This window comes from Lysinibacillus sp. NPDC093216, assembly GCF_050280325.1.
Lineage (GTDB): Bacteria > Bacillota > Bacilli > Bacillales_A > Planococcaceae > Lysinibacillus.
The window spans coordinates 88,667-112,797 of sequence record NZ_JBNNVB010000011.1 but is presented as its reverse complement, the minus strand read 5'-3'; the positions used below and the strand labels follow the sequence as shown (position 1 = coordinate 112,797).

Sequence of the window (24,131 nt, the reverse complement as noted above, 5' to 3'; positions counted from 1 at the left end):
CACAATTTAAAAATGCTAAGCATATATTAGTAATAACGAGTAGTCTGTAAAAGAGGGCCAAATTTTTAAAAATTTAGATATTCAACACCAAACGTATGCCATATATAAGTTGATTGGAGTGAGGATGAGCTCCTTGGGAAACAGCGTCACAGATAAGACCCGAAGCGCAAAAGGGTAGGGAAACGAAGGCAAATAGCATCACGTCCCGTGGTAACGCCTTGTGATGAGCATTCTGTTGCTGCGCTACGCTTTCACACAGAAAACATTTTTTGCCCCAACGTCCTCAGGAAACAGCCTAGCCGGAACGGAAATCAACCCCACGTTATGGTGATGATCCTAAATTTTGCAAAAATGGGTAAATGGAGATAGAAAATATAATCGGGAATGTGAGATAGGAAATTGCATGTGTATTGAATACATGTGAGGTGATAGGGTATGGAGATTGGTGTTTGGGTAGGCATTTTGTTGAGTGCTGTGCTGGCATTTTTAGTAGGGAGTTTTTACGGACAGCCACTCCATTGGTATCTCTTTATATTAATAATTGTAGTAGGATTTTTCATCCATACAATCATACTAATTTTGAAGGTTAAGGATGAAAGGTCTTGAGGTATGAAAATAAGAAAGTGTCATCGTTGTGGTGACACTTTCTTATTTTTTGTTAATTTTTTTTGATTAAATAGATGAAATCTAATGTTTTGCAAGTATATTAAAAACAAATTGTGACATACTAAAGTGGAAAATTATTTTTTGCTTTCATGAAGGAGTGTTATAATGCATAGTTTTGGTACGTTTGTAGCAATTATCATAAGTGCATTCATGGCCGTTGGTATAGCAGAATACTATCATCAACCTTATAATTGGTATTTAGTTTTTCTTATGATTCTAACTGGCTTTTTTATTCATACAATTATTTTAATATTGGAATCAGAGAACAGCGAAGAAAATGAATATTAAAAAATGCGAGTCCGCTACTATGGACTCGCATTTTTATATTTAAAAGCATTTTAGACAGTTAAGAATTTCACAAGTTTTTCGTTATCAAGAAGGTTTCCAACGAAGAATGCACCGAACTCACCGTAGCGAGCTGAAACTTCATCAAAACGCATTTCATAAACTAATTTTTTGAATTGTAGTACGTCATCTGCGAATAGTGTTACGCCCCATTCGTGATCGTCGAAGCCAACAGAACCAGTAATGATTTGTTTAACTTTACCTGCATAGCCACGACCAATCATACCGTGAGAACGCATTAGAGATTTGCGTTCATCCATTGAAAGCATATACCAGTTGTCATTGCCTTGACGACGCTTATCCATTGGATAGAAGCATACATGTTTAGCACGTGGAAGTTCAGGATATAGACGAGCACGCACATGTGGATTTTGGTAAGGATCTTCGTCTGAATCACCGGCTAAATAGTTAGAAAGCTCTACTACAGATACATACGAATATGTAGGAATAGTAAAATCAGCGATCGCTAATTTATTGAATTCAGCTTCAAGCTCTTGTAGCTCATCCATTGTTTCACGTAATGTCATAATCATAAAGTCAGCTTTTTGACCAACGATTGCGTAAAATGCATGAGCACCTGTTTTAGCGATATCAGCCTCGTTTAATTTTTCTAAATATGCAATGAATTCTTCTACTGCTGCTTGGCGTTCCTCAGCAGAAACTAGTTTCCATGAAGCCCAGTCAATTGAGCGGAAATCATGTAAAGCGTACCAACCATCTAAAGTAATTGCTGCTTCATTCATTATTAAAAACACTCCTTTATAAGTGAATACCATTCAAATTTTAGTTTATCATAGTTTGTACAAATTCCCTAAGTTCATGATGGCATTTCACGAATTTGACACCTTCTATAGATAATGTATTCTAAAGAGAATAGATGTAGATAGAGGAGCTCCAATCATGAAAAGTATTTTACAACAGCCGATTTGGCGTTTTTACGATCAATCCATTAGCGCAAAGCAAAGATCGCCACTTGAATCCTTTGCAACAGACGATACTTTATGTCAGTTAGTTGGGCAATTAGCCTCTCCACCAACTATTCGTACATGGGTACATGATGCATCGGTTGTGCTTGGTATTCAGGATCACCGTTTACCATATGTGCAGCGGGGCATGGACTTGCTCAAAGAACGTGGCTACGATCCTATTATACGCAATTCAGGCGGATTAGCAGTGGTGCTTGATGAAGGTGTACTGAATATTTCTATTGTTTTATCTGAACAAACGGAAGCGCTAAGCATTAATGAAGGCTATGATGTCATGGTAGCTCTAGTAAAAGGCTTGTTCCCTGAAGTAGCGGATCAAATTGAAGCCTATGAAATTGTAGGCTCCTATTGTCCAGGTTCCTATGATTTAAGTATTGCAGGAAAGAAATTTGCTGGTATTTCTCAGAGACGCTTACGTCAAGGGGTAGCAGTGCAAATTTATTTATGTATTGAAGGAAGCGGTTCAGATCGAGCTGCACTCATTCGTGACTTTTATGAGGAAAGTCTAAAGGGTGAGGAAACAAAATTTACGTATCCAAACATTGTCCCTGATGTGATGGCGTCATTATCTGAACTAATTGATGCATCATTAACAGTGGAAGTCGTTGTTATTCGTTTACAGCAGCTTCTTCACAATATGGCAGAAGACATTCGAGCTGAATCTTTTCATGATGAAGAATTGACGCTATATGCGTTTTATTTACAACGTGTTTTAGATCGGAATAAGAAAATGCTTGAACCAAAGTGAAGCATAATCAGTAAGGGTGCCATGTTCAAAGAAAAAAGCGATGCTGCTAATTAAGCGCATCGCCATTTTCTTGTGTATAAGTGCTACTTACAACAAGATTTCCGTTTTTCTCCATTTTGAAAACAGGTGCAATTCGTTCTTCCTCTTCATCTAGTGTTACTAGTCGTCTAGCACGGTTCATAATTTGAACAAATTGCTCGTAATCTTTTCGAATAGCTCTATTTTCCTCTTCTAGCTGTGTAATTGTCTTCTCTAGTTTTTTATTTTTCTCAGATGTTACGTGTACTAGTTGTCTCCATTTTGAAGACTCATTACCTATTTCACCAGAGTGTTGTAAACGTAGTAAATAGGCTATAACAATATCAAGATTTAATGCAGATAGAGGAATCGATTTACCCTCTGCAGCACTACTATTAACTGTAAACATACTAGAAGCACGGCGTCTTGCTGGAGCTCCTAACACTCGCATTCTTTCTTTTCTTTCCTTTTTGGCTTCTGATAATTGTTCCTCATATTCTTTACGAACAACAGCATTCCAACGAAAACCACATGCAGCAGCAGTACGATTTAAAGCATCACCAGCTTCTTCAAAGGCATTTAATTGTGTACTACCTTCCGTCACATGGCGAATAACCGCCTCTGCTAATAATTCATCGTTTTCTTCTAACCAAGCATCTTGTCTTACTTTACTCATATTAAAATCCTCCCACCTTTATTTGGAACTTTTATTTACAACTAGCATGACCAATCTTTTAACCTTTTATTCATCTATGTGAAAGGAATTATTATGCTTGAATACAAGGGGAAAAATGCGATACAATACCCGATGTAGGTTTGTACGTATGCTACATACTTAACTATGTGAAAGTCATACGTTCAATAGAGACGAATTTTTGATTTTTTGATTAAAAAAATACTATATAGAAAGGGTTGTTGACAAAATGGCAAACGAATTTAAAGTTTGCGATGAATGTCAGGCCGTTAACTTAAAAACGTTAATTCCAAAATTAAAGGAAATCGATCCTGATGCAACCATCGAAATTGGCTGTCATTCTTATTGTGGCCCAGGACGTAAAAAAACATTTACCTTTGTAAATAGCCGTCCTGTTGCTGCATTAACGGAAGAAGAACTAATGGAAAAGGTTTTAGCAAAGTTAAAAAAATAAGTAAAACAAAAAGCTATCTTCACTAGTCTAGTTGGAGATAGTTTTTGTTTTTTCTGCATTTTTAATATAGCGACGGATAGAAGAGTTGAAGCGAAGGATAGAATCATTGAAGCAACGGAAAGATCATCGAAGTGACGGAAAGAAGAGCCAGAGCGACGGAAAGACTCATCGAAGCGACGGATAAAATCATCAGAGCGACGGAAAGACTCTGTGGTGACGGAAGGAAGAACCAGAGCGACGGAAAGACTCATCGAAACGACGGAAAGAAGAGCCAGAGCGACGGATAAAATCATCAGAGCGACGGAAGGCCATCGAGGTGACGGAAAGAAGAGCTGGAGCGACGGATAAAATCATCAGAGCGACGGAAAGTCATCGAGGTGACGGAAAGAAGAGCCAAAGCGACGGTTAGACTCCCAGGAAAGCGCCCAGTTGGAACGGAAATCAACCCCCACGTTATGGTGATGAGCATGGAAATTAGGTCAATAGAATCCTAAATTAAGACGAGAATACAGCGAGTTAGGTTGATAGTCTCTATAATTAAAAGGAAATATGTATGCTAGTCCTATATTTATCGCATATAATAGAACAAATAGGAAACGGGGGTGCTGTACAATTGACACATTATGCAAAAGCTAAATTACAAGAGGAAAAAGTATTCAAGGATCCAGTGCATCGTTATGTGCATGTACGGGATCAAGCGATTTGGGATCTAGTTGGCACGAAAGAATTTCAGCGATTACGACGAATTCGCCAGCTCGGTACAACATTTTTAGTATTCCATGGAGCGGAGCATAGCCGCTTTAGTCACTCGCTTGGCGTTTACGAAATTGTACGCCGCATAGTAGATGATATATTTGCAGGTCGTCCTGAATGGGATGAGGATGAACGACTGCTTGTGCTTTGTGCAGCCCTATTACACGATTTAGGGCATGGACCATTTTCACACGCTTTTGAAAATGTCTTTGAGCTTGATCATGAATTTTATACAAGACAAATTTTGCTCGGCGATACAGAAGTGAATGCAGTATTAAAAAAAGTATCAGCTGATTTTCCAGAGAAAGTATCACAGGTAATTGAAAAAACATATCCGAATAAGCAGGTCGTCAGTTTAATATCAAGCCAAATAGACGCTGATCGTATGGATTACTTACAGCGTGATGCTTATTTCACTGGCGTAAGCTATGGTCATTTTGATATGGAACGTATTTTAAGAGTGATGCGTCCACGAAAAAATCAGGTCGTTATTAAGGCGACGGGCATGCATGCGGTAGAGGATTATATAATGAGCCGCTATCAAATGTATTTACAGATTTATTTCCACCCAGTATCTCGCAGTGCAGAGGTTGTTTTAAATAATATTTTAAAACGAGCTAAACAACTAAGCTTGGCAGGCTACAAATTTAAGCACGAGCCTACACACTTTTTAGCGTTTTTCCGCAACTCAATTACGCTTGAGGACTATCTTGCATTAGATGAAAGTATTCTTTTTACATATTTTCAGCTTTGGATGCAAGAGGAAGATGCTATATTAAGTGACTTAAGCCGCCGTTTTGTTAATCGAAAGTTATTTCAATACATCGATTTAGACCCAGGTGTAGAGCTAGATAAATATCAAAAACTCCAAGAACTCTTCAAGCAAGCTGATTTAAATCCAGAATATTACCTTGTCCACGATACGACGGCAGATTTACCTTATGACTTTTATCGACCTGGAGAGGAAGAAGTGCGTGTTCCTATTTTCTTAGAAATGAAAAATGGAGAGCTACGAGAGCTATCGCGTGAATCTATTATTGTTGATTCTATTTCTGGCCGCATGAAGCGAGATCATAAAGTCTATTTCCCTCTAGATTACTTAGAAGACAACAGTACCCATTCCGATATTAAGAAGCAAATATTAGCCTTACTTCAAGGAAAAGGGAAAAATTAAAAAATTTTTTTATGTATAAAAATATGTATATAAAATAATTAAATTAAATAGTATTCCAACATATAAATAGTGAAAAACAGTGAAAGTACTCTAATTGAGTTATTTTCACTGTTTTTTTGTCGTGTATAAAGATGAAAAAAGTGGAAATAATATAGAATTTTTTAGAATTTTTTAAATAGAAAGTCCGTGATTGTTTAGAAATTGTTTAGTATCATCTTTTATAATGAGCCTAAAACCCTAAGGGGGGTGAGGCCTATTATTGAAGGTGTCACAAAAGTACTATGTATACATTCGAATTGTACATCGAACATACATAAGTCATCATGAATACCTACTCGTGAGTACTTAATAGAATGTATGACGACATCTGAATAGAAGGAAAGAGTGACCAACCTATTGTTTGTGGCATACCCTTACAACATGCAGAAAGGATGCAACGTCGTCAGCAAACACCAACAGGTATCCCTCTGAACTTAGAAAAGGAGAGAAACATGAAGAAATTAAAAAAACTAAACATAGCAATGATCTTAATGCTACTCGTATTCCAAACGGTATTATCACCGATTTCAGTGTTTGCAGTAGAGCAAGAACAACCTGTAGCACCTGCAGCTGAATCTGGAAAAGATGATGGTATTGGTTCCACAGGTGTAGGAGAACAACCTGAAACATCAAAAGAGTCTGGAAATGGTGAAGGGACTAGTACTGGTTCCACGGGTGAAGTCGAACAACCTGAAACACCAAAAGAACCTGGAAATGGTGAAGGGACTAGTACTGGTTCCACAGGTGTAGGAGAACAACCTGAAACACCAAAAGAGTCTGGAAATGGTGAAGGGACTAGTACTGGTTCCACGGGTGAAGTCGAACAACCTGAAACACCACAGGAACCTGGAAATGATGATATTAGTGGTGAAGGAGAAAATCCAAATGGAGATTTGGAAGAAGAAACTACACCACCGTCGTATGATCCAACTATGTCTGTTGATGTAATTAAAAATGTTGAGTTTACTGTGAATGGAACAAAGGTGAGTTCAAATGAAAGTATTAATGTTACTAATGGACAATCTGCAGAGTTTAAATTTCATTTAGAGCTAGCAGCGGGACATAAATATGGTCCAGGTACAACTTTAACGTACACTTTGCCAGATATTTTTGAAGATATCACATTCCCGAATGGAACGGCTTATGGTGAGGTAGGTACAATTTCAAAAACTGGAAATGAGATCGTCATTACATTTAACGATGAGTTAAGAGATGGTTTCGGAACGGGTGTAGCCCTTGAGCCAGGTGCGTACTTTAGCTTAGAAGCAAACTTTGCAAGCGGTAATACGGAATGGGAAGAAACAATTAATTTACCTGGCACTGAAAACATCAAGTTGAATTTCCAACCTAAAACGAGCGGTAAACCTGTGTCCAAATTAGGTGTAGCAGATAATGGTGGAAAAAATAGTAAGTTTATCGACTGGGAAGTTGAAGTTAATACAGATTTACGAGTTAATGAAGCATCAGGCACTACAAATTTTGTTGATACACTAGAAGGCGCGCATACATTTAAGCAAGATTCTGTAAAAATTACAAAGTTAAATGTATCACCTAATGGCACAACAACAGCCTCTAATGACCCTGTCACTGTGACTCCAATCTTCGATAACAACAAAATGACAATTGCATTGCCGAATGAAAAGCATACTGCTTACCGCATTACGTATCAAACAGAAGTTGGTGACCCAGGTAATGTTAAAAGTGCTACCTTTAAAAATGAGGCAACTTATAATGGGGAATCCACTACTGTACCAGTAAACGTGAGCTTTGGTGATCCATTAGCAAAAACGCATACAGGTCCCACTGCTAGTGATTTAGGAACATATTGGACAATTAAGTACAACTTCAATAACCGCAATATTTCACAGGAAAACGCAGTACTAACAGACATCTGGACTGATACTCAAGAATTAGTTGGAGAGGTACAAGTATTTGAGGCAGATGGTAATAATCCTGCCGCTATTTCTCACAAAGTGGAGAAAGATGGAAACGGCTTTAAATTAATATTTAATGCTCCTGTAACAGAACCATATGTTATCAAATATGTAACAAAGCCAAAAGATGGTGTGTATCCAACTGAGAGTTTTACGGTAAAAAATGAAGTAATACGCCCAGATATGTCAACAACGGTAGTAGATTATTCTAATTATAATAAAATAAATTTATTACTAAACAAATCTGCAAATGGTATTGACTATCAAAATAAAACAATGTCATGGAAGATTGTGGCGAACCAAGCTGGTTATAATTTAGCTGCTGGCACGGAGTTTGTTGATACTTTTACAGATAAAAATCTAAAATTAATAGAAAATACTTTAGAAGTAAAAGTAGGTAATAAATTAGTTAATAAAGAAGATTACACTTTAAGCAATAATGAGGATAATAAAACTGGATTTACAATTACTTTAAACAAAGCGATAAATGAGCCTATCGAAATTACGTATGATACAGAATACGATATTCGACATGTTGGAACAAATACAATTGAATATAATAATGAAGTAACAATGACAAATGATAATTTATCAAATTCATCTGCTTCAGATAAACAAAAGGTTCGAACTGAACAAAAAGCAAATGGTAAAAAAGAAGGTCATTATAATTACGAAACAAAAACCTTCTACTGGGATGTTGAATTTAACTTTAACTACAATTCTTTAAAAAATGCTGTATTTGAGGATAAATTACCAGATACACAAATAGTTCAAAATATTGTAGTGCAAAAAGGTGAATTAAATGCAAGTGGTGTTTTCACAGGAACAGAAACAATAAATATTCCAAACACTTCAGGTAAAGCGAACGAAATTAAGCTTGAATTAGGGGATGTTATTGATCGTCCTTATAAGGTGACGTATGAATCAGTAGATGCAGATGGTATATTCCCACATGGGAACCCAGTAAGTATTACGAATACAGCTACATTAACAAGCGCTGATGGTGATAATGCATCGTGGTCAAAAACAGTTAATGTAAATCATACAGACAAAATTTTAAACAAAAACGGTATTCAAGCAGAAAAAGGTTCGGCAGTAGCTAACTGGAATTTTAAATTTAACTACGCACAATCCAAATTAGAAAATGTAGTCATTACCGACACAGTAGGTAAAGATGCTGAAGGTAACCCGGAACAATTGATTTTAGAAGATACATTTAAAGTATATAAAGTTGCATTGTCTGGAACAACGCCAAGTAATCCAGCTGAAAAGAAGACACTTTTAGATCCAAGTGCGTATACATTAAATGTAGATATGAAAAATGGTACGTTCACTCTTAATTTAGGTAATGTAACTGAAGCATACTATGTAGAATACGACACAGTATTTACAGGTGAATCAGGCTCTAATGCTGAAAATGAAGTAGAAGTAAGCTATCAAGGTGGCAGTCAAACAAGTGGAAAAGATAGTTGGTCAATTGCTGATTTTAAGTATGGTAACCAAGCATCAACAGTTAAAGTACCATTTGTTATTGTAAAAACGAATGCTGCAACAGGCGAAGTAATGAAAGATGTTGAATTTACTTTATACAGTCAATACACAGGTGATAAACCATTAATTAGCGCTAAAACAGATGAAAACGGTGTATTAGACTTCGGATTAAAATTAGCTGAGGGTAAATATACATTAAAAGAAACAAAAGTTGATGGTTTTGAAAATCCGGATGTAATCTTTACATTAAATCGAGATAAAAAAGCAACATCAGTTCCTTTTGAAGGTAAACAAATTGTTGAAATCGCCAACATACCAGAAAGTCCATTGAAATGTTCACTGTTTGAATTAACGGTATACGATATTGACGGTAAATTAGTGGATGGAACAGTAACATTAGTAAGTAAATCGACGGGGTTATCAGAAAATCATACTGTTGAAAACGGTAAAGTTACTTTTACTCCAGACCAAGTTAAAGCAGGTCAGTACGATGTTATTTATAATGGTGAGACGTTAAAAACGATTACTGTAGAGTACAGTGAAAACTGTAACGCGAGTATTCAACCAGCACCTAAGTGTGAAAACTTCACAATCGTGGTTGAAGATACAGAAGGAAATATCCGTACAAATATTAAAGAGTTAACATTAAAATCAGATACCACAGAAGTAAAGGTATCAACTGATGCATCAGGTAAGTTTGTTTTTGAATCAAACAAAATTAATCCTGATAATGGCGTGAAGCCAGGAGAGTATACTGTATACGAAGGTAACCAATTCTTAGGAACAGTAACTTTAACGTATACAGAAGACTGTGGGCATGAATTTATTGTTAAACAGGCACCAAAATGCGAAGAGTTTGAATTAACTGTAAAAGACGTTGATGGTAATAATATTACTGATGGTACTTCAACAATCGTTGTTAAAGATGTTGACGGTATCGAAATTATTAGCACAAAAACTACGACAGGTGTTATAAAATTAACTAATTTAGAACCAGGTGTTTACACAGTTGAAGTAAATGGTGAAGAAATTGGTACTTTCGAAACAAATATCGAATGTGAAAAAACAGTTCAACCAGCACCAAAATGTGAACTATTCACATTAACGGTGAAGGATGAAAATGGCAATCCACGCCCTAATGTTAGCAATATCACAATTAAAGATGCAGAAACAGGAAAAATTATTGCTACTAACCAAACGACAAATAATTTAGGTCAAATTACAATTCAACCTAATGAAATTCCTTCTGGTGAATATAGTGTGTACCAAGGCGATCTATTCATTGGTCAAATAACAGTTAAATATTCAGTTAAGTGTGAAGCAGAAGTATCAGCAGCACCTGCATGTCCTTCATTTACATTAACAGTACAAACTATATTTGGAACGCCTAATGCGAATGCAAAGATAACAGTAAAAGATGCTAATGGTAATATCATTAAAGGTGTAGACAACAGTGAAGTTCTAATAACTAGTGTTGTTGGAATGGTTGTATTGCCAAACGAAGCTATTAAACAAGGTACGTACTATGTATATGAGGGAAGTAGTTTAATTGGCTTATTTACTGTAAAAGATACATGTTCTGCGTTAGTAAAACCAAAACCTGATCCAGGTCCCAACCCTGGCCCAGGCCCAGGTCCAAATCCAGATCCGGAAAAACCGGTTGATCCAAACAAACCAAATCCAGATCCGGAAAAACCAGTTGATCCAAACAAACCAAATCCAGATCCGGAAAAACCAGTTGATCCAAACAAACCAAATCCAGATCCAGAAAAACCAGTTGATCCAAACAAACCAAATCCAGATCCGGAAAAACCAGTTGATCCAAACAAACCAAACCCAGATCCGGAAAAACCAGTTAATCCAGAAAAACCAACACCAGAGCCAGAAAAGCCAGTTGATCCTGAAAAACCATCAACAAATCCAGGTGATTCAGGTAACCAAACAGATTCAAAAAATCCAACAAACCCTGGAAAACCATCTGTACAAGAAGTCATTGACCAAGGGAAAGACTTAAAGCCATACAATCCTTCTACAGCAAATAAAGACACTTTAGATGCATATAAGGATTTCCTCGATAAATACAACAAGTTATCTAAAGAGGAACAGGAAGAAGTAGCAAAATCTCTTGATATTGACAAAATCAAAGCAGATGCTAAAGAAATGGAAGCGCAGTTAAAGGCGCAAGGCAAACTGCCACAAACAAATGGAGCAAACCAAACAGCTCTTACACTAATTGGTGTGGCTCTCGTTCTAGGTGCATTATTCTTATTGCGCCGTCGCAATACAGAAGTGAAATAATAATTTTCAATAAGAAAGCCCCAAGATGATAAAATCTTGGGGCTTTTCTTATACTAAAAAGTTTCTGATAGTTTTGCAGGTGCTTGGTCGAATGGATATTGCTCGACAAAATCTGCTTGTACGGCAAGTCGTTTCGTACCTCTATCAGCGCATGTCACGAGGGTTAAAATAGTTTTATCAAGGATGTCATTAATAACATAAACATCCGTTGCAGCGATGATTTCCTTGATCGTTATTTTGTACTCATAAATATTCGTTAAATCCGTTAAATAAATCGTATCTCCGATGTTCGCTTTGTATAAGGGGCCAAATAAAATATCTTTTTCCTCAAAGTAATGACCTGCTAATGCGTAGTTTCCTTGCCCGAGTTTTTGATTAGGCTTCATAGTGCCTGCTCCAACGGCAAGAGAGGCATTACCAACTCCTTTGACGATAGGAAGTTTCATACCAACACTAGGAACAGCGATACTACCAATGACAGGCATTTTATTTGCGGTTGTTTGAGCTTTTAAAACTTCCGCAATGGATAGAGATTGCACTGCTTCAAATTCAAAATCGGCATCCGCATTATTGTTTTTTTCTATATCTTCTGCACTGTAATCAGTTGTATTTAGTTGTTTACTCAAATGAGCGATGATTGCATTTTGAATGGGGTTAATAAAAATAAGTAAGAGGCCAACGATGAGCATACAAATAAGTAGTGATAGTTTAAATTTATTCATTTCATAGTTCACATCCTAGTATTGAAATTACGAGTTGCCGGTACAACAGATCCTGTTCCGCCGCTAAAACCGTGAGAATCGCCGCTAAAGGGTCAAGTTCCGCCGCTAAAACGGTAAATATCGCCGCTAAAGGGTCAAGTTCCGCCGCTAAAGCAGTAAAAGTCGCCACTAAAGGGTCAAGTTCCGCCGCTAAAACAGTAAATATCGCCGCTAAAACCGAAAAACGCCGATACCCATACGTTAAAAATAGGTAGAGCTTTTATGCTCTACCCGTCCTACTCTTTATTTATCGCTGAAGCGCACGCCTGCAACACCGTAATGGTTTTTAGACATTTCTTCGATGAAGACTGTTACATTTTCTGGTGGCGCATTAACTGTACGAGAAACGGCTTCTGTTACTTCTTTTACTAGTGCGCGTTTTTGTTCCTCTGTACGACCTTCAAGCATTTTCACTGTTACGTATGGCATAATATTGCCTCCTTTATTGAATAATGTTGTATAGTTAGTTTATAAGAAAGTATAAACTTCTTACTTGTATATAGGCATATGCGCAATGTCAGTGCCGTGTTCATTACGGTGCTAATGCGCTTAACTATGCTTTACTTTTATAATAGCAGAACGGAGGTAGTTAAAGTATGGCAAATGAAGAAAAAGCAAAACAAAAAATGGGCTTTACTATTATTAAAAATGACCCAACAGACGGACATAAGGGATTTGGTATCGGTTCGCTTTCGCTTGAAAACGTATCGCCAGTCATTATCGATATAGAAGAGGGGACGGCATCAGTTGAAATTGGTGCTATGCATGCTCGCAGTGATGTGGAACGAGGTATTAAATTTACGACAGATCGTGCTGATTCAGAAGGTGGGAAACCGTATTGGTTGGTTTGGGTGACAATAGACCATAAAGCGGATGGACCTTACTATGCAGGTGTAACGGCGTGTGAAATGATAGTTAATCGTGAAAAACGTCGTGGCTATAAAATTTTAGCTGATCATGTGAATAAAATGGATAAATCGATGAAGCGTCATATTATTGTAGAACATATGGATGCACCATCTAAAAAGATGTTAGCTTCTTTCCTAGAAGAGCTTAATCCGGACTTGTGGGCACGTAGTGAGGAGCAATTGCGTCAAGATTTATTTGTTTAATATACCTGCAATGATTGAACAATCTGTGACATTTTGCAATCGCCTTCGATATAAGGTTGAAAGTGGATTTGAAACGAAGTAAACTTGATGCAGAGCTTACATTTTAGTAAGCTAGGACACTTGGTTCTGCGAATGTGATGAGCACTATGCGGCATTTGAACAACCCAAACCCAAGCCAAATGCCCCATGATGCTGATCTACTTCGCGAACCATAAATAAGAAAAGCTTTCTGTTCCCACGGACACGGCTCCGGGGAAGAGAAAGCTTTTCTTTTTCGTATATGTCTGTACTTTGTCGAGAGACTTCGTTAATTAAAACGTCTATCTCTGATAAAGGTTCCGCATGTTAATCTTTAAAAATGGAGAATGGAAGCATGTTCCAGAATTTCCCCCACGTATTTGTATCGAGAATATCGAAGTTTGAACATTTTTCAGTTGGCACATCTTTTGCATCCATATAGACGAGACGTTGTTTCGGGCAGGCATCCGTTGCTAACTTACCTGATTCAATATCGATGACCGCACCTTTAACGTTTTTAGGCTTTGCAAAATCTTCGTTCTTTGTTCCTTTATTGACAGCCTCCATAAAGTCGATCCAAATCTGCTTTGTAGATGCAGTATCTTCTCTTTCTGTTAGATTTTTCCCTTGGTCATAGCCGTTCCACACGCCAGCAGTTAAGCTAGGTGTAAATCCAATTAGCCACTGATCGCTATTTGTAGAGCCAGATTTGGCTGCATACGTATGCGTCATGCGAGAGCGAATGCCAATCCCTGTAGCAGGAGAATAATCACTAAAGACTGGATCGAAAATACCCGTCATCATTTCTGTTAAGATATACGTATTTTCTTTTGAGAGAACAGTCTCATCTTCTTTATCAACTTCTTTATTATCATAGATGATATCGCCATTAGCATTTTTAATAGAAACAATAGTAGTAGGCGTAGTTTTTTTACCTTGCGATGCTAAAATATTATAAGCATTCGTCATTTCATATAATGTTGTTTCAGTCGTTCCAAGCGCGATAGATAAATTGTCCTTAGTACCGATATTCACGTTGAAGCGATTAGCCATATTATGAAATGCTTTAAATCCAATTTCCTCTAAAGTTTTCACAGCGTATATATTATCTGAAATAGCGATAGCTTGGGCCATAGACATATCATGGTTTGCGAATTTGCCATTAACATTTTTGGGTGCATATGTGGCACGTCCATGATCATAAGTGAAAGTTGTCTCACCTACATTTAAATAGGTTAAAGGTGTATAACCATTCTCTAAAGCTGCCGCATATAAAATAGGTTTAATGGTTGAGCCTGGCTGACGTTTTGCCTGTGTAACTCGGTTAAATGAACTTGTAGCATAGTCGCGACCACCAACTAATGCTGTAACGGCGCCTGATTTTGATTTCATACTTACAAAAGCAGTTTGGAGATCATCATTAGGCATATGTTTGGCTACAGCTTCTTCCGCTGCCTTTTGGTGTTCTAGATTAAGAGTTGTTTGGATAGTCCAGCCCCCTTCACTAATGTCGAGATTTTTCGCTTTCAAAATTTCACTAGCCTCTTGCCATGCTACGTCAAGGAAAAATGGTGCTACTGATTTTGCTGCTACCCAGCTATCATTCTTTAAGACAAGCTTTTCACTTTCTGCACGTGTTTTTTCATCTTGCGTAATAGCACCTTGATCGGCCATCAGTTTTAAAATAACGTGTTGGCGATTAGTTGCTTTATCTAGATTGACAATAGGGGAGTAAATACTTGGCCCTTTTGGAATTCCTGTTAACATTGCAGCTTCTGCTAATGTTAAGTCTTTTGCTGATTTTCCGAAATAAAATCGACTAGCTGCTTCTACGCCGTACATCCCATGTCCGTAGTAAACAGTATTTAAGTAGCCTTCCAATATTTCATCCTTATTATAAAAAACTTCTAATCTATAAGCATACAGTGCTTCATTTAATTTTCGTGTCCAAGATTTTTCATGTGAAAGATATAGATTTCGAGCATATTGTTGCGTAATTGTACTTGCTCCTTGAACCTTACCCCCAGCCTTAAGGTCCACTAATAATGCACCAGCGATACGAGAAAAATCCAAACCGCCATGCTTATAAAAATCTTTATCCTCAACAGCGACTACTGCTTTTGCTAAATAGGGGGACATCTCATCACGCCCAACCCAATAACGTCGTTCATTCGTAAAGTGATCCCCAATTTGGTTCTCATTTTCATCTAAGAAAATAGAGGCTTTAGGTACGGTTAAAGGTGGGGCACCAGCCACTTGAACATAGACGCGTAAAGCTATAAATGCTACTACAATTGCAGATGTAAAGGCGATAAAAAGGGTAAGTGCTTTACGCGTACGCTTTACACGCTTTTGTTTACGTTGATAGCTTTTTCTCTGCATCCGACTTCACCTCGTTTTCTCACACTTGCGTATAGTATGTGTCTGAACATTCATATTTAATCGAAATTATTGGTAAAAACTATTGCACTTTATTCAAAAACATCTATACTTTTTTTGTACTGTTGAAATGCTAGTGTTCGACAAAAAATAACACATTGTAGAGTTTAATCGAATTTTGCTAGACATTCCAATAATGTATACGAGGATACAAGGATAGAGGTTTCATTACATTCCTGTAAGTCCTTAATAGAGTAATGATAAAAGGTTCATCATCGAAGGATTTGAATGACATTTTGTTAGAATTGTAGTGGTGAAGATGGATGCCCCAGAAAAGCGCCCAGAACGGATATCAACTCTAGTGGTGAAAATGAATTTAGTAATTTCTAATATAGTGGAGGTCGAGTAATGAGATTTGATGAAGCTTATTCAGGAAATGTTTTTATAAAAAGTCATCCTACATATGAGGATGCTCAGGCGGTCATTTATGGTATGCCAATGGACTGGACAGTTAGTTATCGTCCGGGCTCACGCTTTGGACCGCAACGTATCCGTGAAGTATCTATTGGGCTAGAAGAATATAGCCCATATTTAGACCGTGAGCTAGATGAAGTGAAATATTTTGATGCGGGTGATATACCGTTACCATTCGGCAATGCACAGCGCTCATTAGATGAAATTGAAAAGTATATCGAGAAGCTTTTAGCAGATGGCAAGATTCCAGTAGGTATGGGTGGCGAACATTTAGTATCGTGGCCTGTTATGAAAGCTGTATCTGCAAAATATGATGACCTAGCAATTATCCACTTCGATGCACATACAGACTTACGTGTAGAATATGAAGGGGAGCCACTTTCTCACTCTACGCCTATTCGTAAAATTGCTGAACATATCGGACCAAAAAATGTCTATTCATTTGGTATTCGTTCAGGTATGAAGGAAGAATTCGAATGGGCAAAGGAAAATGGCATGCACATTTCGAAATTTGAAGTGCTAGAACCATTAAAAGAAGTATTACCGTCTTTAGCGGGACGTAATGTTTACGTTACGATTGATATAGATGTACTTGACCCAGCGCATGCACCAGGTACAGGAACAGTAGATTGCGGAGGCATTACATCAAAAGAATTACTAGCGTCCATCCATGCGATTGCAGCAAGTAACGTCAATGTAGTGGGCTTTGACCTAGTTGAAGTAGCACCAATCTACGACTCATCCGAAATGACAGCAAATACAGCTTCTAAATTGCTTAGAGAAATGATTCTGGGCTGGATTAAATAAAGCAATAAAACACTAATAATGCATTCTGCGACGAAAGTGAAACGCCAGTCGCAAATACAGCTTCTAAATTGCTAAGAGAAATGATTTTACAAATAAGTAGGGTCTTCGAAATGAAGCGATTAGAATGGGGTTAGCGATAAGCTAGCCCCATTTTCCTTATCAATATAAAAAAAGACGCCATCCAAAAGATAGCGCCTTGATATTTCGAATAGTTCTATTAAGGGTTCGTAGACCAAAGTCCAGCATGTTTTAATACAACACGTGGATGAAGTTTTAGCTGTGCAACCATTAAATCTGCTAAATCTTCTGCTTGCATCACTTTTTCTGGATTGCCATCTGTTAAGTTAAGCTCAACTGCCATATCCGTAGCAACTGTACTTGGCGTTAAAGTTGTAACGCGAATGTTTTTCTTACGTACTTCAAGCATTAATGATTCACTTAGTCCGATAACCGCAGCTTTTGAAGCTGAGTATGCGCTTGTAATCGGTGCACCTTTTTGACCAGCTGTTGATGAGATATTAATGATGTCTCCTGTATTACGCTCTATCATCTCTGGTAATACAGCGCGTGTTGTGTAGTACACACCTTTTACGTTAACATCGATAATATTTGTCCATTCTTCAGGCGTTAAGTCCATGAAGTTACCGAATTTTGAAATGCCGGCATTGTTTACTAAAATATCGATGGCGCCAAGCTCGCCGCGAATAGATTCAACGGCTGCGGTAATAGAATCTAAATCCGCTACATTTGCCACAGCGATTGCAACCTTCACATCATACTGCTTAAGTTCCTCTGCTACTTGTTGTAAATTTTCAAGAGTACGTCCAACAAGACCTACGTGAATACCTTCTTGCGCAAAAGCTACTGCTGTTGCACGTCCGATTCCACGTCCTGCCCCTGTAATCAACGCCACTTTCCCTGCGATTGTTTGCATGTTTTTTTGCTCCTTCAGTTAAGATCATTTTATTTAGACGAAAAAATAGATTAAGATTTGTCTTTAAGACTATCCTCATTTTACTACGGTTTTATACATTGTGAAGAGTGCACTTTTTGGTGCGGAGGTTACTAAAAGTTACTTATATGAAAAGGGAGCTAGCTCTATGTCAGATAAATTAAGAGAAGAGATAAAAGAGAGAATATTAAATAACGATTACCATTGTGAAAAAGAACTTACCTTATCGATCATTAGCGGGAAATGGAAAGTTGTGATTTTGTGGCATTTAGGTGTAGAAGGGACGCATCGTTTCAGTGAGCTTCAAAGACTTTTTCCGAAAATATCTCATAAGATATTAACAAACCAATTACGTGAACTGATGGAAGATGGGATTGTTCATCGAGAAGTGTTTCCAGAAGTTCCTCCAAAAGTCGAATATTCCATGACAGAACTAGGGATGACGTTATTACCAATTGTTGAGATGATGTATGATTGGGGCAAAAAAAGAATTAATCAAATTAAACAAGAAAGCAATGAGAAAAATAATGAAGTCATTTCCGATGATTTAAATAGCCGATACTGCGAAAGTGAAACATCAGTCGCAAATATAACAAATTGCAAAGATAAATGATTTTAGGATAGGTAAAACAATTTATTTAACTTCTTTCAGCGGATGTCACGGAATAGAAAAGGAGTTCTTTGTGTAAGCACAAAGTCGATTCCGGACGCAATTATGCCTCGGCATAATTGATTAATGTGGGGCTAAAAGTGGGGAGGCGTAATGAGCTCGCTTTTAGCCTCACTTGCTTTTAAAGCTTGACTAACATAATCATTCCAAGGATACCGTTGTTTATCACAATAGCTATTGAGGGGAAAAAGGAGGCTCATTTCAAAGTGAGCTTTTTTTATTTCTTTGGAAAATTTTTTGAATACATTATTGACATTAATAGGAAAACACTGTTACATTATAGGTAACAAACGTTACCTATCGAAAGGAGGTAAATTTTTTTGGCACCAAAAGAGCGGTTTACAGAGGAAATTTTATTGGATTGTGCTTTTGAAATGGTTAAGAAGAGTGGCATTGATAGTGTGAATGCAAGAGATCTAGCAAAAGAGTTAGGCTGTTCGACAAAGCCTATATTTCGATTATTCTCGAGTATGGACGATTTGAAGTATGCAATATATGAAAGGGCTGAGAATCTTTACAACGAAAGAATGTTTCAGGGCTTGCAAGAAAGTTCTTTTTTAGGGATGGGATTAGCTTATATTAACTTTGCTCGCGAAGAAAAAAGGTTATTTGAGCTGTTATTCCTATCCAATAAATATAAGATCTCGAGCTTTTCGGAATTAGTAAATGATGTAGAAAACCAAGGAATTATAACTCTAATTTCTAAATTAACAGGATTAACACAAGCCTCTGCAAAATCTCTATTTATAGAGATATGGTTAACAACACATGGTATTGCGACAATGTGTGCGACGAATACTTGCGATTTAGATAGCTCGGAAATTGAGGGTATTTTAAAAGACGTTTTTGAAGGCGTTAAACTAAAATTATTGAATGGAGAAAATAAATGAGAATAAAAAATTCGCCTATTCTTTTATCGATATTATTTACTTTACTTGCACTTGTTTTTCCTTTCATAGCTGGTGCAATTATAACTGTCAAAAATATAAGTAGCTTAAGTTCTATAGATTTAATTCGATTTATTGCCTTTGCAGTTGGTGCACTAGTTACTCTTTGGATCATGAAAAAAAGTAAATTCTCTTTCCAAGATTTCGGATTTAGAAAGTTTAAAGTAGAGGCATGGATGGCTGTTATCGTTATTTCTGAGTTGATTGCATTCTTTAGTGGTATTACAGATCGAGATGGTTTTTCTGCGCAATATGTATTTATTTTGCTTCTATTTGTTATTGCCGTTGGTTTTTATGAAGAGTTTATTTTCCGGGGCCTAATTTTCAAATATTTATCAGCAAAAGGGCTTAAAACGGCTATTATAGGTTCCTCTATTTTGTTTGGGATTGGGCATCTTGAAAATTTATTTGCCGGTCAAGATTTCTTATTGACATTACTACAAGTAGCTTTTGCATTCCTCTTTGGGTTAGTTTGTGCAGAAATTGTTGCAAAGACAAAAAGTATTATTTTCCCGATTGTCTGGCACGCTTCGCATGATTTTATTGCTTTCTTGACTGATCAAAGTGAGCCTACGGTTCTTGCTACTTCTCTTTATATCTTTCATGTTCTAGTGTTAATTGGTCTCGCAATTTATTTCTGGAGAGCTTTATTTCCTAAAAAGGCTGTTATGAATTTAAAAAATCCTGAGAGTTACGTTTAAACACGACAAGCAAAAAAGCATCTACTCGTTAAATTTGAGCAGATGCTTTTTTTGTCTATTTTTCTTATGTCAAAGCTTCTAATCCAACATTTCCTCCTGAAATAAGGAAGCACACTTTTTCATTTGTACGAATAGGTAAAGCTCCTTGCAGGGCAGCGCCAATGCCGATAGAAGAGGAGGGTTCTGCAATAATTTTACCCTCTGAAAGTAAGGTTTTTATCCCGCGTTGAATTAATACTTCATCCACACTTACAACCTCATCGACAAGCTGTTGAACAATTGGGAAGTTCCGTTCCCCAGGCTGTAAAGTTAGTAGAGCATCAGCCAAAGATTTTTGTTCCGCTAACAGCAATCTTTCGCCAGCTTTTAAGCTTTTGCTATAACGCGATACGACAGCAGGCTCCACACCGATTATTTTAATATGAGGGGCCATAGATTTTACAGCAGTTGCAACGCCACTAATTAATCCACCACCACCAATAGGAACAACAATAGTATCTACATCAGGAAGCTGTGCTAATATTTCCAAACCTGCTGTTCCTTGTCCTGCCATAATATCGTAATCATTATAAGGATGTATGTTGCAAAAGCCATGATCACGACTGAGTTTTTCTGTTAGTACATGTCTTTCTGCCAGCTTACATTGTACAATCTCTGCACCTAAGGCACGTATTCCATCAATCTTAATGGTAGGAGCTGAATCTGGTAGAACAATTGTCGCCTTACTATTTAATAGCTTGGCAGCATAGGCAACACCTTTGCCATGATTACCTGAGGATGCAGCGACTACGCCTTTTTGTAATTGTTCTAACGGCATGGAAAGCATTTTATTGAGAGCCCCTCGAAGCTTAAAGGAGTTTGTTTTTTGCATATTCTCGGCTTTTATATAGACGTGACATCCTAAAAATTGATCGAGCCCATTTAATCGAATAATAGGCGTTTCATATATATAAGATGAAATTCTTCGTTTAGCAGCATGAATTTGTTCAAGTGTTAACATACAGTAACCCTCATTTCGTAAAAGTGATTGAATATTCGAATTATTTAATATAACTGTAGATTTGCAGGTGAATTGTGTCAATCATTAAATAATGAACAAATTACTGCCACATCGGATGGAATACTTACTTCTACCTTGAAAAAATATGAGGATTCATCCTATAATAAAAAGGTTATAGTAAAAACATTAAAAGGGAGCGTCCATAATGGCGAACGAAGCAAGATCGCAGGTGAACATTAAGCTCATTTCTACGATTCGCCCGATTGATGGTGATTCTGAAAGTTATGAAATGTGGCTGACAGGGCAGCTACTTGAAAAAGCAGGAAGCATGTATTTGAAATATGAAGAGGTGCAGGAGGATAAAACCATCCGCACAACTATGAAGCTAGGCAATGAACAGGCATTAATTATGCGTACTGGAGCAGTAAAAATGCGACTACCACTTAACATAATTGAACAACAGATAGGTCATTATGAAAGTGAATTCGGTTCAATGCCACTCGTCATCCACACAAAAAAAATGACGTATACAAAACAGGCAGTAAGCGGAGATTTCCATGTACAGTACGATTTACTAATGGGTGGGCAATCCGTTGGCAATTATAAATTAGATATTACATTTACGGAGGTACAATGATGAACGCAGTAGAACAAGTACAACAAGCCATTAAAGCAGCGATTGCGCAGGCTGTTGAAAAAGCTGGCTTAGTCGAGGCTGGCACAGAATTAAATATTCACCTTGAAACACCGAAGGATAAAGCAAACGGAGACTATGCAACAAATATTGCTATGCAATTAACGAAATTAGCAAAAAAACCACCTCGTGCGGTTGCAGAAGCTATTTTAGAAAATCTTGACACAGCAGGCACTGATATTGAGAAAATCGATATTGCTGGCCCTGGTTTCATGAATATTACTGTACGTAAAGATTTCTTAACAGGTGTAGTAAAAGCAGTGCTTGAGCAAGGTGCTGATTATGGTCGTTCTAATGCTGGTGCGGGTGAAAAAGTTCAAGTTGAATTCGTATCTGCAAATCCAACAGGTGATCTTCATTTAGGTCACGCACGTGGAGCTTCTGTAGGGGATTCATTATGTAACGTATTAGATATGGCAGGTTTCGATGTATCTCGTGAGTACTACATTAACGATGCGGGTAACCAAATTAATAACTTAGCTTATTCACTTGAAGCGCGTTATAAGCAAGCTTTAGGAATGGATGCTGAGATGCCAGAGGACGGCTACCACGGTCAAGATATTATTGAAATCGCTGGTAAACTGGCAGGCGAGCATGGCGATGCAATTTTAGCAAAATCTGATGAAGAACGTTTTGCATTCTTCCGTCAACATGGTTTAGCGTTAGAATTAGACAAGTTAAAAACAGACCTTGCTAACTTCCGTGTAAACTTTAATGTATGGTATTCAGAAACTTCACTATACGAAAACGGTAAAATCGAAGTAGCGTTAGATAAACTGAAAGCCAATGGTCATGTATTTGAAGAAGAGGGCGCTACTTGGTTCCGTTCAACAACATTTGGTGACGATAAAGACCGCGTGTTAATTAAAAACGATGGTTCTTTCACATATCTAACTCCAGATATCGCATACCATGAGGATAAAATTGTACGTGGCTTCGATAAATTAATTAATATTTGGGGAGCTGACCACCACGGCTATATCCCACGTATGAAGGCTGCTATTCAAGCGCTTGGCTACGACCGTGATACGCTTGAAGTGGAAATCATCCAAATGGTTCAGCTTTATAAAAACGGTGAGAAATTCAAAATGTCTAAACGTACAGGGAACGCTGTTACAATGCGTGAGCTTGTAGAAGAGGTTGGCTTAGATGCAGTACGTTACTTCTTCGTGAAAACTGCCGGCGATTCTCACATGGACTTTGACCTTGACCTTGCCGTATCTCAATCAAACGAAAACCCAGTGTATTACGCACAATATGCGCATGCACGTATTTCTTCAATTTTACGCTCAGCGAATGAGCAAGGCTTTGCTGCAACAACAGATCATTTAACTCTGTTAACTGCAGAAAAAGAAATTGATTTACTGAAAAAAGTGGGCGACTTCCCGAAAGTGGTAGCAGATGCTGCGAAGCACCGTACACCACACCGTATCGCCAACTATATTCAAGACACAGCAGCTGCATTCCACAGCTTCTATAACGCTGAAAAAGTATTAGACGCTTCAAATAAAGAGCTAACAGAAGCTCGCTTAGCCCTTATTACTGCTGTACGTACAACAATTGCCAACGCATTACGCTTAATCGGCGTATCTGCACCGGAAAAAATGTAATACTAGTCTCTCTAGCCCCCGGCACGACAATGTGCCGGGGGTTTTTTCTGTTGAAATGGATTTGATCTTGTGGTTAGCGGCGGAATTTCAGGTTTTAGCGGCGTTCCTTGCTTGGTTAGCGGCGGAATTTCGGGTTTTGGCGGCGTTCCTCCTTTGGTTAGCGGCGCAATTCACACTTTTAGCGGCGAATTCCAACATAAGCTGCACAATTTAACAAAACTAAAGTCAGGGTTGAAAAACTTTGTATAGAATTTTACATAATATTAAGGACTTGGCGGATAAACTCGCCAACCCGACGGATAGGCCCTTCGAAGCGACGGAAAGCCCCGTCAGAGCGACGGAAGCAACAGACGAATCGACGGATAGAAGCAGAAGTGACGGATAGAACAGTCAAAGTGACGGAATG

Annotated in this window: 19 protein-coding genes; 12 read left to right on the top strand and 7 right to left on the bottom strand. The window is 37.7% G+C overall.

Features of this window, described 5'->3' with window-relative positions; all coding sequences use genetic code 11:
- Nucleotides 1-771 precede the first annotated feature (771 nt).
- Nucleotides 772-954 (top strand): hypothetical protein, encoded by a 183-nt coding sequence (locus tag ACQKOG_RS14080; RefSeq protein ID WP_370082794.1) that lies wholly within the window; start codon nt 772-774, stop codon nt 952-954.
- Between the two features lie 50 nt (nt 955-1,004).
- Here ACQKOG_RS14080 and hemQ read toward each other — a convergent pair whose 3' ends face one another.
- Complete coding sequence (gene hemQ, locus ACQKOG_RS14075) at nt 1,005-1,754, bottom strand: hydrogen peroxide-dependent heme synthase (protein WP_370082792.1); 750 nt, start codon at nt 1,752-1,754, stop codon at nt 1,005-1,007.
- Between the two features lie 157 nt (nt 1,755-1,911).
- Between hemQ and ACQKOG_RS14070 the strand changes: the two genes are divergently transcribed.
- The gene (locus ACQKOG_RS14070; protein WP_427447078.1) at nt 1,912-2,745 is read left to right on the top strand and encodes a lipoate--protein ligase family protein; all 834 of its coding nucleotides are present in this window, start codon (nt 1,912-1,914) and stop codon (nt 2,743-2,745) included.
- A gap of 46 nt (nt 2,746-2,791) precedes the next feature.
- On the opposite strand, the gene ACQKOG_RS14065 is transcribed toward ACQKOG_RS14070, so the two are convergent.
- The gene (locus ACQKOG_RS14065; RefSeq protein WP_370082788.1) at nt 2,792-3,439 is read right to left on the bottom strand and encodes an RsfA family transcriptional regulator; all 648 of its coding nucleotides are present in this window, start codon (nt 3,437-3,439) and stop codon (nt 2,792-2,794) included.
- A gap of 247 nt (nt 3,440-3,686) precedes the next feature.
- On the opposite strand from ACQKOG_RS14065, the gene ACQKOG_RS14060 reads away from it, so the two are divergent.
- From ACQKOG_RS14060 to ACQKOG_RS14050, 3 genes are all read left to right on the top strand, one after another.
- A complete protein-coding gene (locus tag ACQKOG_RS14060; protein WP_049667962.1) occupies nt 3,687-3,911 on the top strand; it encodes a DUF1450 domain-containing protein in 225 nt (74 codons plus the stop codon).
- Between the two features lie 553 nt (nt 3,912-4,464).
- Nucleotides 4,465-5,838: an HD domain-containing protein gene (locus tag ACQKOG_RS14055; protein WP_427447075.1), complete on the top strand. Its 1,374-nt coding sequence runs from the start codon at nt 4,465-4,467 to the stop codon at nt 5,836-5,838.
- Nucleotides 5,839-6,329: 491 nt separating this feature from the next.
- Nucleotides 6,330-11,600: a collagen binding domain-containing protein gene (locus ACQKOG_RS14050; RefSeq protein ID WP_427447072.1), complete on the top strand. Its 5,271-nt coding sequence runs from the start codon at nt 6,330-6,332 to the stop codon at nt 11,598-11,600.
- Nucleotides 11,601-11,653: 53 nt separating this feature from the next.
- Here ACQKOG_RS14050 and ACQKOG_RS14045 read toward each other — a convergent pair whose 3' ends face one another.
- The gene (locus tag ACQKOG_RS14045; RefSeq protein ID WP_370083529.1) at nt 11,654-12,322 is read right to left on the bottom strand and encodes a class A sortase; all 669 of its coding nucleotides are present in this window, start codon (nt 12,320-12,322) and stop codon (nt 11,654-11,656) included.
- Between the two features lie 282 nt (nt 12,323-12,604).
- Complete coding sequence (locus ACQKOG_RS14040) at nt 12,605-12,790, bottom strand: 2-hydroxymuconate tautomerase (protein WP_053484500.1); 186 nt, start codon at nt 12,788-12,790, stop codon at nt 12,605-12,607.
- A 167-nt stretch (nt 12,791-12,957) separates the two neighbouring features.
- Between ACQKOG_RS14040 and ACQKOG_RS14035 the strand changes: the two genes are divergently transcribed.
- Nucleotides 12,958-13,473 carry a YwhD family protein gene (locus ACQKOG_RS14035; RefSeq protein ID WP_427447070.1) on the top strand — a complete coding sequence of 172 codons (516 nt, stop codon included), beginning with the start codon at nt 12,958-12,960 and terminating at the stop codon, nt 13,471-13,473.
- 345 nt (nt 13,474-13,818) lie between these two features.
- On the opposite strand, the gene ACQKOG_RS14030 is transcribed toward ACQKOG_RS14035, so the two are convergent.
- Entirely contained in the window at nt 13,819-15,873 is a 2,055-nt protein-coding gene (locus ACQKOG_RS14030) for a transglycosylase domain-containing protein (protein WP_402870714.1), read from the bottom strand.
- 405 nt (nt 15,874-16,278) lie between these two features.
- Here ACQKOG_RS14030 and speB point away from each other — a divergent pair, with 405 nt between their 5' ends.
- A complete protein-coding gene (gene speB / locus ACQKOG_RS14025) occupies nt 16,279-17,151 on the top strand; it encodes an agmatinase (protein WP_142509221.1) in 873 nt (290 codons plus the stop codon).
- 217 nt (nt 17,152-17,368) lie between these two features.
- Here speB and ACQKOG_RS14020 read toward each other — a convergent pair whose 3' ends face one another.
- Complete coding sequence (locus tag ACQKOG_RS14020; RefSeq protein WP_370083522.1) at nt 17,369-18,085, bottom strand: 3-ketoacyl-ACP reductase; 717 nt, start codon at nt 18,083-18,085, stop codon at nt 17,369-17,371.
- A gap of 166 nt (nt 18,086-18,251) precedes the next feature.
- Between ACQKOG_RS14020 and ACQKOG_RS14015 the strand changes: the two genes are divergently transcribed.
- From ACQKOG_RS14015 to ACQKOG_RS14005, 3 genes are all read left to right on the top strand, one after another.
- Nucleotides 18,252-18,716, top strand: coding sequence for a winged helix-turn-helix transcriptional regulator (locus tag ACQKOG_RS14015; protein WP_427447065.1), 465 nt, complete (start codon nt 18,252-18,254; stop codon nt 18,714-18,716).
- Nucleotides 18,717-19,093: 377 nt separating this feature from the next.
- A complete protein-coding gene (locus tag ACQKOG_RS14010) occupies nt 19,094-19,663 on the top strand; it encodes a TetR/AcrR family transcriptional regulator (protein ID WP_370083520.1) in 570 nt (189 codons plus the stop codon).
- Nucleotides 19,660-20,421, top strand: coding sequence for a CPBP family intramembrane glutamic endopeptidase (locus tag ACQKOG_RS14005; RefSeq protein ID WP_370083518.1), 762 nt, complete (start codon nt 19,660-19,662; stop codon nt 20,419-20,421). The genes ACQKOG_RS14010 and ACQKOG_RS14005 overlap by 4 nt, the downstream gene beginning before the upstream one ends.
- Nucleotides 20,422-20,485: 64 nt before the next feature.
- On the opposite strand, the gene ACQKOG_RS14000 is transcribed toward ACQKOG_RS14005, so the two are convergent.
- The gene (locus ACQKOG_RS14000) at nt 20,486-21,421 is read right to left on the bottom strand and encodes a threonine ammonia-lyase (protein WP_370083516.1); all 936 of its coding nucleotides are present in this window, start codon (nt 21,419-21,421) and stop codon (nt 20,486-20,488) included.
- A 205-nt stretch (nt 21,422-21,626) separates the two neighbouring features.
- On the opposite strand from ACQKOG_RS14000, the gene ACQKOG_RS13995 reads away from it, so the two are divergent.
- Together ACQKOG_RS13995 and argS are read left to right on the top strand one after the other, a co-directional pair.
- Nucleotides 21,627-22,058: a DUF1934 domain-containing protein gene (locus ACQKOG_RS13995; protein ID WP_370083514.1), complete on the top strand. Its 432-nt coding sequence runs from the start codon at nt 21,627-21,629 to the stop codon at nt 22,056-22,058.
- Complete coding sequence (argS, locus tag ACQKOG_RS13990; protein WP_370083512.1) at nt 22,058-23,725, top strand: arginine--tRNA ligase; 1,668 nt, start codon at nt 22,058-22,060, stop codon at nt 23,723-23,725. The genes ACQKOG_RS13995 and argS overlap by 1 nt, the downstream gene beginning before the upstream one ends.
- Nucleotides 23,726-24,131 lie beyond the last annotated feature (406 nt).